Consider the following 16,249-nt stretch of genomic DNA (forward strand, 5'->3'; position numbering starts at 1 on the left):
GTACCTTTTATTATACCTCTTTATAACCAACTGATTTTATGTTGGTTGCAAACCTACTTTTTTCACATGGTTTTACCGTTATTCATAGAAGTTTTATCCGAGATTGTGTAATGATTTTTCAAACCCTCATTCATCTTCGAAGTATTAGAATGAAAAGGTTTTATGTATCAGAGAGACTTTGGTTCTTCCGCTAAAACTATACAGAAAGCATCCACAAATTTAACGGAAGAATTACAAAAAACGCCTTTGCAGGAGTTCTGCAAAGGCGTTTTTTATCTTATAGTTTGTGCCTATAATCTTAGAACACTGGTACAATCCAGAAGTGCATAGCTCGGTTTTCAGCTGGCAACTGATACTTCTTCAGAGGTTCTGAACCCCAACTATCAATACCACCCACACCCATCATTGTGGCATCCAACGTGAGGTTAGTGTACTTAGACAATGGAACCTGATAACTGTGACGCTGATGCTTCTCACTTCCCTCATCAAGGTCGGAAATGTTATAGTGCAATGCGCTGGCAGAGAATGCAGCCTCATCAAACAATACTCGGAATCCACGACCGCTGTTGTCAGTCTGCTGCCACCAGCGAATGTCGCTCTTCGTACCTGTTTCCTGTGGACGAATGTAAGGGAAGAACTGCTTGTCAGCAGTCTGCTCATAGCATCCGATGCGCTGTGAAAGCTTACGATCGGCATAGTTCTCGATAGGTCCACGACCGTAGAACACTGACTTATCCATATTATAAGGTAACTGCATCAACATTCCGAAACGTGGAAGTTGAGGAGCCTTGCTGCCCTCCTTCATTTCCATATCCATACTTACATGGAGCGCACCATCACTTGCAACATGGTAAACAAGGCACAACTGCCCACCTACCTGTGGCAAATCATATTCTGCTGTGAGGCGATTCATCTTTTTATCAACCTCTAATGACTTCAATGTCATGGTAGGATTCTTCCATACAGACAGGCGATTTTGGAAGTTAGTACCCATATCATTGTCTGTCATAGCACGCCAGAAGTTAGGTTTCAAGCTACCACCTTCGCCCAAGAAGTTACGACCATCAACCTGATAACTACTGAGGAAACCTGTCTTGCGATCGAATACAAGATCGAAGTTGTTGCCTGTAAAGCGTACAATACCTTCTTTTACATTGTCAGTTACCTTCACCTTATTCTTTACAACAGGCTCCATCTTTGGCATTGGCTGCCAAGGCTGTACCTCCATCTGCATTTCTGCTACAGTCTGACCAGCTGCCATCAATGGCTCAGCAGTCTTCAACTTAAAGTCGATATTCAAGAGAACTTCACCATCAAACTCCTTACCAGCTATTGGCAATGTGTATTCAACTGTCTGCTGTGGTGCAACATTCAGTTCTTCAATCGCACCCTTCTCAACAACCTTACCCTCATTAACAAGGCTCCATTCCATACGATAATTGCTAAGATCACGGAAGAAGTATTCGTTGTGAACAGCTATCTTGCCCTGCTTGAGGTCAACTGGTCGAGCCCAGATATTCTGATATTCATAGGCAACCTCATAAGCATGTGGATTCAACTGACGGTCAGGACCAATCATACCATTGCAGTTGAAGTTGTTGTCTGATGGGTCAGTCTTATTATAGTCACCACCGTATGTGTATTCCGTCTTCACATCAACCGCATCAGCAGCACGCTCATAGTCTTCCAACCTACGAGAAGCATCAAACTTAGGATTGCGGTGTAAGCCCTGATCTACAAAGTCCCAATCAAATCCACCTTGGAACTTAGGATACTTACGAACAAGGTCCCAGTACTCCTTCAAGTTACCACCAGAGTTACCCATCGTATGGTTATACTCGCATTGGATAAGTGGACGAGTGTATTGAGTGTTCTTTGAGTAATCCTCACAAGCTTTTGGAGAATAGTACATTGGGCAGAAAATATCCGTAGCATAGCCATTCAACTCTGCACGCTCATACTGTACAGGACGGCTTTGGTCTTGCGACTTAATCCAATCATATGCATCATCGAAGTTCTTGCTGTAGCAAGTCTCGTTACCAAGACTCCAGAAAATAATACTTGGATGATTGAACTTCGTTCCGACATTATGCTGATTACGCTCCATAATCTGCTTAGCAAAAAGCGGACTACCCGATACTGCATCCTTATTATAGCCAAAACCGTGGCTTTCTTGGTTAGCCTCCGCAACCACATAGAGTCCATACTCGTCGCATAGGTCATACCAAATAGGATCGTCAGGATAGTGACAAGTACGCACTGCATTGACATTCAAACGTTTCATCAGTTTGATATCCTGAATCATACGCTCACGTGTCACAACGTAACCACCATCTGGATCCATCTCATGACGGTTAGCTCCCTTGAAGAGAACAGGCTGACCATTGACCAACACTTGCGAGTTCTTGATTTCAACCTTACGGAAACCAACTTTGAGCGGGATAGTCTCAATAGTCTTGGCATCCTCTACATAAACATAGAGATTGTAGAGATAAGGAGTTTCAGCAGTCCACTTCTCTGGGTTTCTGAGTTCCATAAAAGCCGTAGCCTGTCCAGCCTTGTCTGCCGTAACGACTGTCTTTGCAGCAAGGTTATTGTCTGCATCCTCCAAGACTAAGAAAGCTTTTGTGCCACCTGCCAACTGGAGATTGACGCTAAGCGTACCGTCCTTGTAATCATTTACGAGGTCAGGAGTTACACGAATATCCTTCAAATGCTGCTTTGCATCACGCGCATAGAGATAACTATCGCGAGCAACACCACTGAGACGCCAGAAGTCTTGGTCCTCACAATAGCTGCCATCTGACCAACGGAACACCTGGAAGGCAATCTGATTATCCCCCTTCTTGAGGTACTTCGTCACGTCAAACTCTGGTCCAATCTTAGAGTCTTCACTATAGCCAACGAACTTACCGTTCACCCATAGATATACACAAGATGTCACAGAACCGAAATGAGCAATAACTTGTTTGCCGTCCCAGTTGTCTGGTATGCGGATAGTACGACGGTAAGAGCCTACGTGGTTTTCCTTGATAGGAACCTCAGGAGGGTTATTCTTGAAGTTACCACGCCATGCAAAACCTATGTTCACATAGACAGGGTCGCCATAACCATTCACCTCCCAGATACCAGGAACAGGGAATGTCTTCCACTGCGAGTCATCGAAATCGGTACGGAAGAAATCTGTTGGACGTTGATCAGCATTCTCAACCCAATTAAATTTCCAGTCCCCATCAAGTGAAAGGTAATTAGCCGACTTCTTCATATCAAACTTTGTTCCACGCAGATTTTCAAATGGTGCAAACGCAAAGAAGTCTGTATGCGTTGCAAAACGATTGACAGCATTCACCTGAAGGTCATGCCATTCGCTGAAAGTTGGCTCAATAGCGGCTTTCTGTGCATGAATACCAGACACAGACATGCCCATCAACAAAGCCGTTAGAAAAAGCTTATCCATATTGATAATAATTTAGGTTTCTTTCTTTAAAATCCTTAACTCACACAAGAGTATATAAAAGGATAACACAACAAAATTAGCAAAAAAACCTGTAATCATCGACTTATGTCACGAAAAATATGTATATTTGCTTAGATAAACAGTATAAATAACATTTATTGTATTCCTTATATGGCCAGACAACACTTCCTAACCCATTCACTTGTTTGCTGCCTTTTACTAATTGGCTCTACAAATATTGCAAATGCGCAAAGAAGACATAAAGCCATTACTAAAAAGCAAAAGCAGCCGTTATTCCTCAAGAGTGATACCCTACCTATCGTCGGTTCAATGGCAAAGATAGGTAAGAAACAGATGAATAAAGGTTTGGTAAACTCAGCCATTAATGCCCTTTCTGGACAAGCCGTTGGTGTAAATGTCGTTACGAATGGGCAGGATCGTATGGCAATGTTGACCAGTGTGCGTGTTCGTGGCACGACATCGCTTACTGGTGGTAATGACCCTCTGGTCCTTATAGATGGTGTTTCTTCTGATTTATCTACCCTATCCACCATTTATCCTGCTGATATCGAAAGCTTTACTATCCTCAAGAATGCTTCAGAAACGTCTAAGTATGGTTCACGAGGAGCATCGGGTGTTATCGAAGTAAAGACAAAGCGTGGCAATGGTAGTAAGTTCCAGATTTACTATGACGGAACTGCTGGATTCGACGTTGTATACAAACGACTTCGAATGCTCAATGCTACGGAGTATGTTAGTGCTGCAAAAGCATTGGGATTAGACTATGTTGACAAAGGTTATGACACTAACTTTCAGAAAGAAATCGTACGAACAGGTTTCGTAAACTCACACCACGTGGCTTTTAGTGGAGGCAGTGAGAAGTCTAACTATCGTGCCTCATTAGGCTATGTACGTGGACAAACGGTTATTAAAAACAAGGATTACAATAACTTCGTGGCTAAGTTAGACATCTCACAGCTTGCCTTTGACGAGAGACTAAAGATAGACTTTGGTGCCTTCGGTTCATCTCAACAAGATGAAAAGATATTTGATATCCAAGCACTTTCCTACTCTACTGCTGCAATGAATCCAACACTCCCATTCCACAAAACAGGAAATGGATGGCAGAGGAATGGCAATGCATCACAGATAGGACCGACAGAACCATTGCTGTTTGAGCGTAACGATGAAAAGAATCTTACGTTCAACTCACATCTGCAGTTGTCCTTACAGCTAACACATAACCTTCAGTTAGCAGCCTTAGGTTCCTATTCTTACACCTCAACGGAGAACGGACGATTTGCTCCGACATGGGTATGGGCGCAAGGATTAGCATATAGAGGAGAACGAAAGACCGAAGATATGTTAGGTAACATCTCTCTTAATTGGAAATATCGTTGGGGGATTAACAATTTATCTGCCACCATTCTTGCTGAATATCAGAAGAAAAAGATAGCAGCTTTTTGGACACAAGTAAAGGGATTAACCAACAATTACTTTGGTTATGACAATCTTGGGGCTGCTTCTGACCGTCCTTATGGAGGAACGGGTAGTAGTTATGCTGACCCAAGTCTTACCTCTTTTATGGGTACACTTACCTACACACTACTCGACCGATACACACTTAATCTGACAACACGTGCAGATGGTTCGTCAATGGTTGGCAAAGACCATACATGGGGCATCTTCCCTTCTATCTCAGCAACTTGGGATATGAAGAAAGAAAGTTTCCTACGCAACAATAAGAGCATTAGTCTTCTGAACCTTCGAACCGGTTATGGTAGGTCTGGAAACCTTGGTGGAATCAGTTCTTATTTGACCTTAAGGCAATATATCCCAGTAGGTTTAATCTCGTACAATGGTACACCAACAGTCACTATGGGTACCTTACGCAATAGTAACCCTGACCTACGTTGGGAGACGCGCAGCACCTTTAATATTGGTACAGATCTTGGATTGTTCAACAATCGTCTGCTCCTTACAGCAGAGTATTACTATTCCAAGACTACCGATATGCTTTACGAATATGACGTACCTGTGCCAACTTTCGCCTTCGACAAGCTATTGGCAAATATCGGTTCTATGTCTAACAGTGGTTTTGAGTTGGGTATTGGCGTCGTTCCTATATCAAAGAAAGACATGGAACTCAATGTCAATGTCAATATGGCATGGCAAAAGAATAAACTCCTTTCTCTCAATGGTAAACATAATGGAAGACAGATGACAGCGTCAGAAATAACCCCTATCGGTGGTATGAATGGCGCAGGTTTCCATGGTGGATATAATGATATTATCTATCAGATTGTAGGTCAACCCTTAGGCGTTTTCTATCTTCCTCACTGCAAAGGAATCGTTGACAACGGACATGGACACAACAAATACGACATTGCTGATTTGAACAATGACAATGTAATCGACCTCAGCGACCATGGTGACCGATATATCGCAGGACAAGCAACACCTAAGATGACATTGGGTTCTAATATAAGTTTCAGATACAAAGCATTCGACATTTCCTTACAGATGAATGGTGCTTTCGGACATAAGATATTTAACGGAACAACTCTTTCTTTCCTGAACATGTCAAACTTCCCAGACTATAATGTCCTTGCAGAAGCTCCAGCACGGAATATTGTTGACCAGAATGTGACGGATTATTGGTTGGAAAAAGGTGATTATCTAAACTTTGATTATCTTACGATAGGTTGGAATACGCCTGTTAAAAACAAATATATCAGTTCACTACGTGTGTCTTTTAGCATCAATAACCTTGCAACAATAACAAGTTATAGTGGCTTAACACCGATTATCAATAGTTATGTAGTAGATAACACTTTAGGTATTGATGACAAACGTACCTATCCTCCTTATCGCACTTACTCTATCGGTGTGAGTATTAAGTTCTAAGCAATTTAACACAACATAAACAACTGTCAAGTATGAAATACTTACTTCGCCCACTCTTTTTTCTAACTTTCCTCACATTGACTGGTTGTCTGGACGAGAATAGCAAAGATAGCCTCGATGAACAACATACCTACACGACAGATAGAGATGTATATGTCAATGCCGTCGCTACCTTGTATAACTACATAGGAAGTGATAAAGACAGTGAGGGATTACAAGGTACTTATCGTGGTGTATATGATTATAATACGTTCACTACCGATGAAGCAATCATACCTGTCCGTGGTGGAGACTGGTATGATGGAGGCTTTTGGGCTGATTTATATACTCATAACTGGGCAGAAGACAGCAAACCGCTCTACGATACATGGAAATATCTCTATAAAGTAATTGTATTCAGTAATGATGCACTTACAACCATCGACAAACATAAACAACTGCTTACAGATGAGCAATACAAGGCTTATAGGGCTGAGGTTAGGGCTATCCGTGCCTTATACTACTATTACCTTATGGATATGTTTGGAAATATACCATTAGTAACTACGGCTGGCGAAAGTACTGAAAACGCAGATCAAGCAAGTCGCCCTGAGGTATATCGGTTTATTGTAAAAGAACTACAAGAAGTCACCCCACTGCTTCCTACAGGTCATAGTAACCTTCTTGGCAAGAACTATGGACGTGTAACACGTTCTGTAGCCAACTTCCTTCTTGCTAAGTTAATGCTGAATGGTGAGGTTTATTCTGATGCTGATTGGACAGATAATCAACAACCTAATGGTAAGCAAACCTACTTTACCATCAATGGTCAGCAGATGAATATATGGCAAGCCTGCAAATATTACTGCGATGAGTTGACTGCTGATGGCTTTACCTTAGCAGCCGATTATCTCAGCAACTTCTCTGTTAACAACGAGAATTCACCAGAGAATATCTTTACTATCCCACTCGACAAACACCTTTACAAGAGCCAATTCCAGTATCTCTTCCGCTCTCGTCACTACTCACATGGCGGTGCCTTCGGTACAGGCTCTGAGAATGGAGCCTGTGCAACTATTTCAACAGTGAAGACTTTCGGCTATGGTACTAAAAATGTTGACAAGCGATATGCTTATAACCTCTACTCTGACACTGTTCGAGTAGATGGAAATATCATATATTTAGAAAGTGGCAAACCACTTGTTTATATGCCACTTGCTGTAGAGTTAAATCTCACCAACAGCCCATATATCAAGACGGCAGGAGCAAGAATGGCTAAATATGAGGTGGACCGCAACGCCTTTAACGATGGTAAAAGCCCAGACAACGACATTGTTCTCTTCCGTTATGCCGATGTATTGCTAATGAAGGCTGAAGCTGCAGTACGCAACGGAGAGAATGGTAATACTGAACTGAACCTCATTCGCAGCCGTAGTGGTATGGGAAATAGAACTGCTACATTAGATAACATTCTTGCTGAACGCCTGATGGAACTAATGTGGGAGGGCTGGCGTCGTAATGACCTCATCCGTTTCAATCGTTTCCACCAGTCCTACGACCTTCATACTGCACCCGCAACAGAAGCCGACCGTCATACTATCGTCTTCCCTATTCCATCACGTGCATTAGACCTCAACGAAAAACTGAAACAGAATAAAGGTTATAAACGCTAAATAAAACCTCCGTCAACCCCATGCTTCTGTGTGAGGTTCAACACTGCAAGATTAAGAAATATATTGACAAAATATTCAAAGAAAAGGTAGAGAAATGCCTTAAAAGCGAGCTGCTTTATCGCCTCTGTAAGTTACTTGTTATCAAATAGTTGTAAAAAGAGATTTTAAAAGGTGCTTAATAAGGTTCCAAAAGGGCGTTAGTAAGACCTCAAAAGGGCACCTTTTGCAAGCCAATTGGGCGTTAATTGCGAGCCATTTGGTGGTCTTTACAAAATCGATATGTGAAAAAAACGGACAAACATAAAGGGGTTTGGAGTGATAAGGGTTGCATCCTACGTTTAGAATCTTAAGAAATATCACACAGCAAGGCTCTAAGTTTGCAGCAAGAAACTTAGAGTTGCTCTGTGTATCTTATTATATAATAGGTTTAAACTATCACTTCATAATTCGGAAGAATCCTAAAAGATAAAGAAAGCAGGGATAGACGAAGCCGCCTATCCCTGCTTTCTTTTATATATAGCCTGCATAGCTAAAATAGCATTCCAAGGTTTCCTATAAAACTTAAAATCAATATTTTTGTAAGGAATCTATCGACACCAGCCTACCCTTTCTCCCCTCCTTTGGAGGGGTTGGGGGAGGTCTTTACATATCCTCTTGGAACAATGGGTCCTCAGGAACAACCATAATTGGCTTCTGCTGAGCAGCCTTCATGATATTCTCTGGTACGTACTTATTATCAACAACCAGACGGAAGGTGTATTCATTGAACCAAGGATTACTCATAATCAAGTAACCATTCTGACCATAAGAGGCACTCCAAGAGTTCTCTACCTTCCATTTCTTTGGCTGACCATTCTCATCTAAGTCTACTGCTGTAAGTGTCATCGCATGCGTAGACCCACTGTCAAAGGTTGCAATACGCTCTGCCTTGTTCATTGGGAAGGTTGTTCCGAAAAGTGTTCCATAGTCATAGTTGTCCAAGTCAAGATAACCACGCTTGCGGTCGAGCTGCTTACCAACATCATAACTGGTGTACATCTTCGTTGAGTCTTTCAGCGAAGCAATAGCCATCTTCGCAATATCTTCCATTGGAAGGTTCACGTACTTCCAATTATGACCATCGTAGGTATGACGGTCATACTCTATCTCGTAGGTCTTATAGTAAGGACGACGAGGGTCGTTCATTGCCATAATAAAGGTTCCATTGAGTGGACCTCCCACCGTCTCCTTATAGAATTCCTGTGGTGTATAGGTCTTAGCCTTACCAATCTGCTTACCGTTCTTATCCTTGAAAGCAAAGGTAAACGTCTTCACTGGCTCACCCAAAGAAAGTGAGAGTATATGATAGATATTACCCAACATCTCTGTTTTGCGTGCCTTGATAGCTGCCTTTGACTTCTTGTCAGCTACCATCTTACGCAGTTCCAAACCATACTCACGTAGTTTTGATGACACAATCCTTGCCATGCGAGAGGTATTTTCTGCTGAATAGGTTTCTTGCATAGCTTCCATTGGTACAACACCATACTTCTCAACCAAGTCAGATACACCGCAGAACGTACCACCATCACTGATAGGATTCTTAAAGAAAAACTGCACACGTGGGTCGTCTAATGGCTTACCAGCATTGTCTATCACACCTTGCAGCATCAAGTTTGCTTTCTCTAACTGGTCATAGAAAGAGAGATAAACGTGAGAATATTCCACTCTCAATGTATCCTTATGGCGACGTGCAAAGTTAGCACGCAAAACATTCAGTCCAGTAAAGAGCCAACAACGACCCGAACTTTTCTGATCTTGGATATTCTGTTTCGGTGTCTCCACGCTAAAGTAGGTGTCTACAGGACCAGAATTACGGAAGTTACGAGCAAGATCATCAATAGAATTTGTGGCGATTGCATTCGATAAAGCACGGTCAGATGTTGTCAATCCAGACTTCTGAATCTGCTGCAACATCTGTGCATCAATACCTCCATCTTTCGTCTGTGCCTGAAGTGTAAGTACACAACTTAGCAAGCCACAGGCTATAAACATTTTCTTTCTCATTGTTTTTTTAATAATATTAAGGTAAAGGGTTATTAAAAACTTATTTTCTACAAAGATACTATTTATTTCCCATTGTTGTTGTAATAATGTGTGAAAATCATCATTGATATTGATAAATTCTACCTAAAAGGGAAAGGTTAACAATTTCTTTTGGTGAAGAGAAAAGAGTTTATTTCATAAAAATAAAAGGCAGTACATGAAAAGAAGGCATCCTATCCTATCACTTTGACCATGCTTTCAGGCATTTTCTATGTAAAACATTTGCGTATATTGTTTTTTTTTACGAATATTGCATACGCAAATTAGCGGCTGATGAAAGTCGCATAAACTAAAAACAAATCTATGAAGAGAATCTTATTGAGTCTGTTTCTTGCTGCTGTCAGCCTTTCAAGTTATGCACAGCACTTTATTACAGACCCTAATTTCAGACAGAAAGTAGAAAACGCATTCCAAGCCAAGATGAAGGTTATTGGCAAGAAGTTCTATAACACAAAGGGACTTCGGGTATCTCCTGAAGAAGAGGAGGCATTACATTTCTTGTATGCTTATATGCCAATTGCCGATGCAACAGACTATCCAACAGCCTATCACCTTAAAAACATACGCACCGCTTTGCAAACAAGAAAATCGATGGCATGGGGAAAGGATGTCCCTGAATTGCTTTTCAGACATTTCGTTCTGCCAATGCGTGTGAACAATGAACCACTTGATAGTTCTCGTGCTATTTTCTATCGTGAACTGAGTGAGCGTGTAAAAGGACTTCCTATGAAGGATGCTATCCTTGAAGTGAACCACTGGTGTCATGAACGAGTTACCTACGAACCTTCTGATGCCCGTACTTCTTCACCACTACAGTCTATCCGTACAGGTCGCGGACGCTGTGGCGAAGAGAGCACCTTTACAGTAGCTGCCCTCCGTTCTATCGGTATTCCTGCTCGTCAGGTCTATACTCCTCGATGGGCACATACGGACGACAACCATGCTTGGGTAGAAGCTTGGGCGGATGGTAAATGGTATTTCTTAGGTGCTTGTGAGCCAGAGCCAGTACTCAACCTTGCTTGGTTTAACGAGCCTGCATCACGTGCAATGCTCATGCACACACGTGCTTTCGGTGATTATGAGGGTCCAGAGGAGGTGATGCTACGTACCAATAACTTCACCGAGATTAATCTCATCGACAACTATGGCAGTACGTCTAAGATTGATTTTAAGATTGTCGACAAGGATGGTAAGCCTGTTGACAACGCAAAGGTAGACTTCAAGATCTATAATTATGCCGAGTTCTATACAGCTGTGTCTAAGTACACTGGTACTGATGGAACAACCTTCCTCTCTGCTGGTAAGGGTGATATGATTGTCTGGGCATCAAAGGATGGACAGTTTGGCTTTGCTAAAGCTACCTTTGGAAAGGATAAGTCAATCACCATCAAACTGGATTATAACGAGCAAAATATGCCTAAGGAGGCTGATCTCGACATCGTTCCACCTGCTTCTAATACTACATTACCTGCCGTTACCAAGGCACAGCGGGATGAGAATACACGTCGTTTGACCTATGAGGATTCTATCCGTCATGCTTACATTGCCACCTTCCCGACTACAGAATCAATGAAGGATTATCGCTATCCAGCAGCCACACCTTATATTATAAAGGCACGTGGAAATTGGAAGACTATTCAGGCATTTGTTGAGAAGTATGCTAATCAGCAGGAACGTGCACTAAAGTTGCTCAGTACTTTGAGCGACAAGGACCTTCGTGACATGCCAATGTATATCTTAGAGGATAACATGAAGGCTAAGAGCAGCCAACTCTCTCCACGTGTTGAGAGTGAAATGATTCTCACACCATTCAAACAATTCTTTGAGAAAGCCTTTGCAAAGGAGGCAGCAAGTTTCCGTAAGAACCCAGCTTTGTTGGTTGAATGGATTAGAAAGAATATCCGTATGAACCCTGATAGTCGTGCGATGAGAATCCCACAGACCCCAAGAAGTGTATGGGAGAGCCGTATTACCGATAGCCGTAGCCGTGATATCTTCTTCGTAGATGTAGCACGCAGTCTTGGTATTGAGGCCCGTATGGACCCTGTAGCATGGAAGATTCAGTATAAGCAGAATGGCAAATGGGTGGATGTTGACTTTGATGCAGCAGCTCAGCAGACTGCTAAGACTGGTAAATTAGTACTGACATTCACCCCTGATGGCTTCCTCGATGATCCTAAGTATTATAGCCATTTCAGCATTAGTAAGATTGTTAACGGACAGACATGGCTGATGAACTTTGACGAAGGACAGGTAGATATGGGTGGAGGAGCTACTTGGTCGAACACCTTTAAGAATGGGACTACACTCGATGAGGGTACCTACATCCTCGTGACTGGTCAGCGAATGGCGGATGGTAGTGTACTTGCGCACAGCCGTTTCTTCCAGATTAAACCAGGCAAAACGACCACTCTCCCACTCAATGTGCGTCAGGAAAGCGAAGGTGTGAAGGTGATTGGTAGCTTCAATAGCGAAGACTTGTTTGATAAAGACGGTCAGAGCGTTTCTATCCTAAGTCAGACTGGACGCGGATATTATGTTCTCGGCGTATTGGGTATTGGGCAGGAGCCGACCAACCACGCTTTGCATGATATTGAGAAGATGAAGGATAAACTCGATAAATGGGGTCGTCCATTCGTCTTACTCTTCAAGAATGAGGTGGAAGCTAAGAAGTTCCAAGCACAGAAGGGTGAGTTCCCTAACCTCCCTGCGAAGACTATCTTCGGTATTGATAAGGATGGAACCATCCAGCAAGAGATAGTGAAAGAGATGAAACTCCGCAATACTGAACAGCTGCCAATATTCATCATTGCTGATACCTTCAATCGTATTGTCTTCCTTTCTCAAGGATATACAATCGGATTGGGTGAGCAGCTCGTGAAGACAAGTAGTAAACTTTAATTAAGGAGGGAGAGGAGTTAAGGAGTGAAAGGGAGTTAAGACAACACTATCTGTTAGTGTGATATATTACATTATATAAAAGTATTGTCTTAACTCCCTTTCACTCCTTAACTCCTTTAACTCCTCAAATAATCCAACATGAACCGAACTGATTTTGAGATAGAGATATGTGCTAATAGCGTTGAAAGCTGCGTAGAAGCACAGAAAGGTGGAGCTAATCGTGTAGAACTCTGTATGGGTATTCCCGAAGGTGGCACAACACCTTCCTATGGTGAAATAAAGATGGCGAGAGAAGTGTTGACTGATACTCGCCTACATGTTATCATCCGCAACCGTGGAGGCGACTTCCTTTATACAGAACAAGAACTTCAGCGCATGGCTATGGATATTGATCTTTGTCGTGAGTTAGGTGTAGATGGCGTTGTCTTTGGCTGCCTGACGGCTAAAGGAGATATCGATTTGGCTGCTAATGAATATCTGATGTCTCACGCAAAAGGGATGAGTGTCACCTTCCATCGTGCCTTTGACCGCTGCCGCGAACCAGAGAAAGCCTTGGAACAGCTCATTGCACTCGGCTTTGAAAGAGTACTTACATCGGGACAGCAACCCACTGCCGAGAAGGGTATTCCCCAACTCCAGCGATTAAACCAGTTGGCTAATGGTCGCATAAAAATCATGGCTGGATGTGGTGTGAACGAAAAGAACATTGCTTGCATACGCCAAGAAACAGGCGTACCTGCCTTCCACTTCTCTGCCCGTGAGCCACAAGCAAGTCGCATGACCTACTCTAATCCATCCGTTTATATGGGTGCAGAGGGTGCCGATGAGGACACTATCATGTTAACAACAGAGCGCAGAGTAAGAAATACGATTGACGCTTTGATGAGAGAGATGGCATAAAAGCAATACTCATATACCAGAATTAAGTTTGAAAACAGTTACACCAATAGTTTATTAGGGCATCCAGCTCTTTGGTGCTTTGTATGCAACACATATTGTGATCATCGTCCGCACGTCCCGTGCGGATGGTTAGCACAATATGTGTTGACGGTTTAAAGTCATAATTTTAATACGCTTATTCCTCTAAATAGATGTAAAGTTTTCTGTCCCTCTGATAGATACATGGAGGTTGGAGAGTATTAGTACAGAAAAAAAAAACTAATAAATGTGAGACCATAGCCTGTAAGTTCAATTGAGAAATACAACTTTTGGAGATAGCTGAAAGAGCGAAAAGATATTTTTCCAAATAAAAATTACTATCTTTGCAGGAAGAATAGTAGAAAAGGGGTAAGACTGATGTCGCAAAAAAAAGAATTTATATCTACTCGTAAGAAAATTACGTATCTTGATTTGTTTGCTGGAGCTGGTGGCTTCAGTGAAGGTTTTATGCAGGCTTATACAGAGGATAAATATTATGATTTCCGTTTAGCCAGCGATATCAATGAGAATTGCGAACTGACGCATAGAGTGCGATATAACAAGATGCTTGGACTTGACACAAAGTTTATGTGTCAGGATATTATGGAAGAATCTTTCTTACCAAATCTGCAAAAAGAAATCGGACGACAGGATATTGACGTGATAACAGGCGGACCAAGCTGCCAATCATTTAGTCTTGCAGGAAGAAGAAAGAAACTGGATAAACGTGACGATCTTTTCTTTCACTATCTAAAGGTCATCAAGACGCTTCGACCGAAATATTTTGTAATGGAAAATGTAAAAGGAATCTTGACAAAGGATGGCGGACGCATCAAGGAACGTATTTTGCGAGAGATTCGTTCTATTGTAGATGACATGAAGATAAGTCTGCTTCATAATTTCCTTGATTGTCATCTAAAGAAAGATATGGATGCTTCCTTGTTTTCATGTTTACGTCTGCGTATCAATATGGAGACAGCCGATTCGGATAAGGATAAGTTGCGCAATTTGTACTTCACCAACCTTAATCAGCAACTCAAGTCTCTTACACGAAACCTATCTTATAGTGCCAGTAAAAGCAACACATCAGTCAACACGATACGTCACGGGCTACTACTTTTACAGATGAAGAAGCAGAGAGAGGAAATACGCCAGCAGATTATTCAGCTTAAGACGACTGCACACATTGACAATGACACTTTTACTGAGGACTATAATTCTATAGTTGAAACTATATCTGACGGACAAATCCTTGATAATATTTTCAATGCTATTGATGAGGTATCAAGATTGGGGAATTGCAAGCAAGAGGCTATTTTGCTAAAGAAGTCGTTAGAGATTCTCACAGACACCTTTGATGAGTGTATCGACTATATACGTGATAAAATTAAAGGGAAGAAAGATATTCTCACTATTTTCGATAAGCTGATGGAAGAGGTTCATTTGTATAAAATCAGTGAGCCTATAGTGTTGCTTGCGGCCAATTATGGTGTGCCACAGAATCGCGAACGTGTTGTATTCATTGGCTGCCGTAACGACCAAGAATTGATAACCGAAATCCCCCCTACAGTTAAGGAATACGAGAAAGTAAAGGTTTACGAAGCACTTTGGGACCTCGACATGGTAGGTAATGGTGACATTGCAACAAACTATCGTAAACCTAAGACCATTGATGCATACGAAAGTGAGAAGAAGAAACGTACCCTGCAAGGTGTTCCTGATGAGAGGGGACTACTATATTCTGAATGGTCGCGTATGGGTAGACTGGGACATCGGTTTACTTTTGATGAAGCTCCCTTCTATGTAGTGAACGTAGATGAACTGGAAAAACCGAATAAATACAAATACATGGAATTATTTAACCATCAAACAAGTTTGCAAAATGAGAAAGTGCGCAAGCGGTTGAGTATTATTGCCAAATACAAGGACTATGACCGTGCGAAAGATGAACTAAAGAAAGAAGGACTCAACTCACAAAAGCGCAACTACTCTGTACTTAACCCTGAAGGTCAAAGTCCAACGGTTTGCACTATGCCCGATGATTTTATCCATTATGCAGCATCCCGACCAACAACGGTACGCGAGATGGCTCGCCTACAGAGCTTTGACGATTCGTTTGTCTTTCAAGGTAAACGACAAACAGGCGGAAACAATCGGCAAAAGGAAATACCTCAATATACATTGGTTGGCAACGCTGTACCGCCTTTGATGGCAAGAGCAATTGCAAATGAAATCCTGAAACATATAAAATAAAAAAATGACAAATAGCTAAGTTGAAAGGTAAACAAGTTGAGAGCATTATTAACTGGTCAACCTGTCAACAGAAAAA

The 16,249-nt window shown here is 41.9% G+C and carries 7 protein-coding genes; 5 read left to right on the forward strand and 2 right to left on the reverse strand.

What is annotated here, in order from left to right; all coding sequences use genetic code 11:
- Positions 1-298 precede the first annotated feature (298 nt).
- Entirely contained in the window at positions 299-3,457 is a 3,159-nt protein-coding gene (locus HMPREF1505_RS08495; RefSeq protein ID WP_036924593.1) for a glycoside hydrolase family 2 TIM barrel-domain containing protein, read from the reverse strand.
- Between the two features lie 171 nt (positions 3,458-3,628).
- Here HMPREF1505_RS08495 and HMPREF1505_RS08500 point away from each other — a divergent pair, with 171 nt between their 5' ends.
- Both HMPREF1505_RS08500 and HMPREF1505_RS08505 read left to right on the forward strand, forming a co-directional pair.
- Complete coding sequence (locus tag HMPREF1505_RS08500; protein ID WP_197017517.1) at positions 3,629-6,364, forward strand: SusC/RagA family TonB-linked outer membrane protein; 2,736 nt, start codon at positions 3,629-3,631, stop codon at positions 6,362-6,364.
- 32 nt (positions 6,365-6,396) lie between these two features.
- Positions 6,397-8,016 carry a RagB/SusD family nutrient uptake outer membrane protein gene (locus tag HMPREF1505_RS08505; protein WP_036924595.1) on the forward strand — a complete coding sequence of 540 codons (1,620 nt, stop codon included), beginning with the start codon at positions 6,397-6,399 and terminating at the stop codon, positions 8,014-8,016.
- Positions 8,017-8,658: 642 nt separating this feature from the next.
- Here HMPREF1505_RS08505 and HMPREF1505_RS08510 read toward each other — a convergent pair.
- Positions 8,659-10,062 carry a C1 family peptidase gene (locus HMPREF1505_RS08510; RefSeq protein WP_036924598.1) on the reverse strand — a complete coding sequence of 468 codons (1,404 nt, stop codon included), beginning with the start codon at positions 10,060-10,062 and terminating at the stop codon, positions 8,659-8,661.
- A gap of 342 nt (positions 10,063-10,404) precedes the next feature.
- On the opposite strand from HMPREF1505_RS08510, the gene HMPREF1505_RS08515 reads away from it, so the two are divergent.
- The 3 genes from HMPREF1505_RS08515 (at position 10,405) to HMPREF1505_RS08525 (ending at position 16,173) form a co-directional block, all read left to right on the forward strand.
- Entirely contained in the window at positions 10,405-13,002 is a 2,598-nt protein-coding gene (locus tag HMPREF1505_RS08515) for a transglutaminase family protein (protein ID WP_036924600.1), read from the forward strand.
- Between the two features lie 138 nt (positions 13,003-13,140).
- The gene (locus HMPREF1505_RS08520; protein ID WP_036924604.1) at positions 13,141-13,902 is read left to right on the forward strand and encodes a copper homeostasis protein CutC; all 762 of its coding nucleotides are present in this window, start codon (positions 13,141-13,143) and stop codon (positions 13,900-13,902) included.
- A 396-nt stretch (positions 13,903-14,298) separates the two neighbouring features.
- Entirely contained in the window at positions 14,299-16,173 is a 1,875-nt protein-coding gene (locus HMPREF1505_RS08525; protein ID WP_051412352.1) for a DNA cytosine methyltransferase, read from the forward strand.
- The last annotated feature ends 76 nt before the right edge of the window (positions 16,174-16,249 follow it).

Source organism: Prevotella sp. ICM33 (assembly GCF_000517825.1).
GTDB lineage: Bacteria > Bacteroidota > Bacteroidia > Bacteroidales > Bacteroidaceae > Prevotella > Prevotella melaninogenica.

Bases quoted from the DNA above. Each gene is read 5' to 3' on its own strand.
- HMPREF1505_RS08495 (WP_036924593.1), bottom strand. From the start codon at position 3,457: ATGGATAAGCTTTTTCTAACGGCTTTGTTGATGGGCATGTCTGTGTCT.
- HMPREF1505_RS08500 (WP_197017517.1), top strand. From the start codon at position 3,629: ATGGCCAGACAACACTTCCTAACCCATTCACTTGTTTGCTGCCTTTTA.
- HMPREF1505_RS08525 (WP_051412352.1), top strand. From the start codon at position 14,299: ATGTCGCAAAAAAAAGAATTTATATCTACTCGTAAGAAAATTACGTAT.
- HMPREF1505_RS08515 (WP_036924600.1), top strand. From the start codon at position 10,405: ATGAAGAGAATCTTATTGAGTCTGTTTCTTGCTGCTGTCAGCCTTTCA.
- HMPREF1505_RS08505 (WP_036924595.1), top strand. From the start codon at position 6,397: ATGAAATACTTACTTCGCCCACTCTTTTTTCTAACTTTCCTCACATTG.
- HMPREF1505_RS08520 (WP_036924604.1), top strand. From the start codon at position 13,141: ATGAACCGAACTGATTTTGAGATAGAGATATGTGCTAATAGCGTTGAA.
- HMPREF1505_RS08510 (WP_036924598.1), bottom strand. From the start codon at position 10,062: ATGAGAAAGAAAATGTTTATAGCCTGTGGCTTGCTAAGTTGTGTACTT.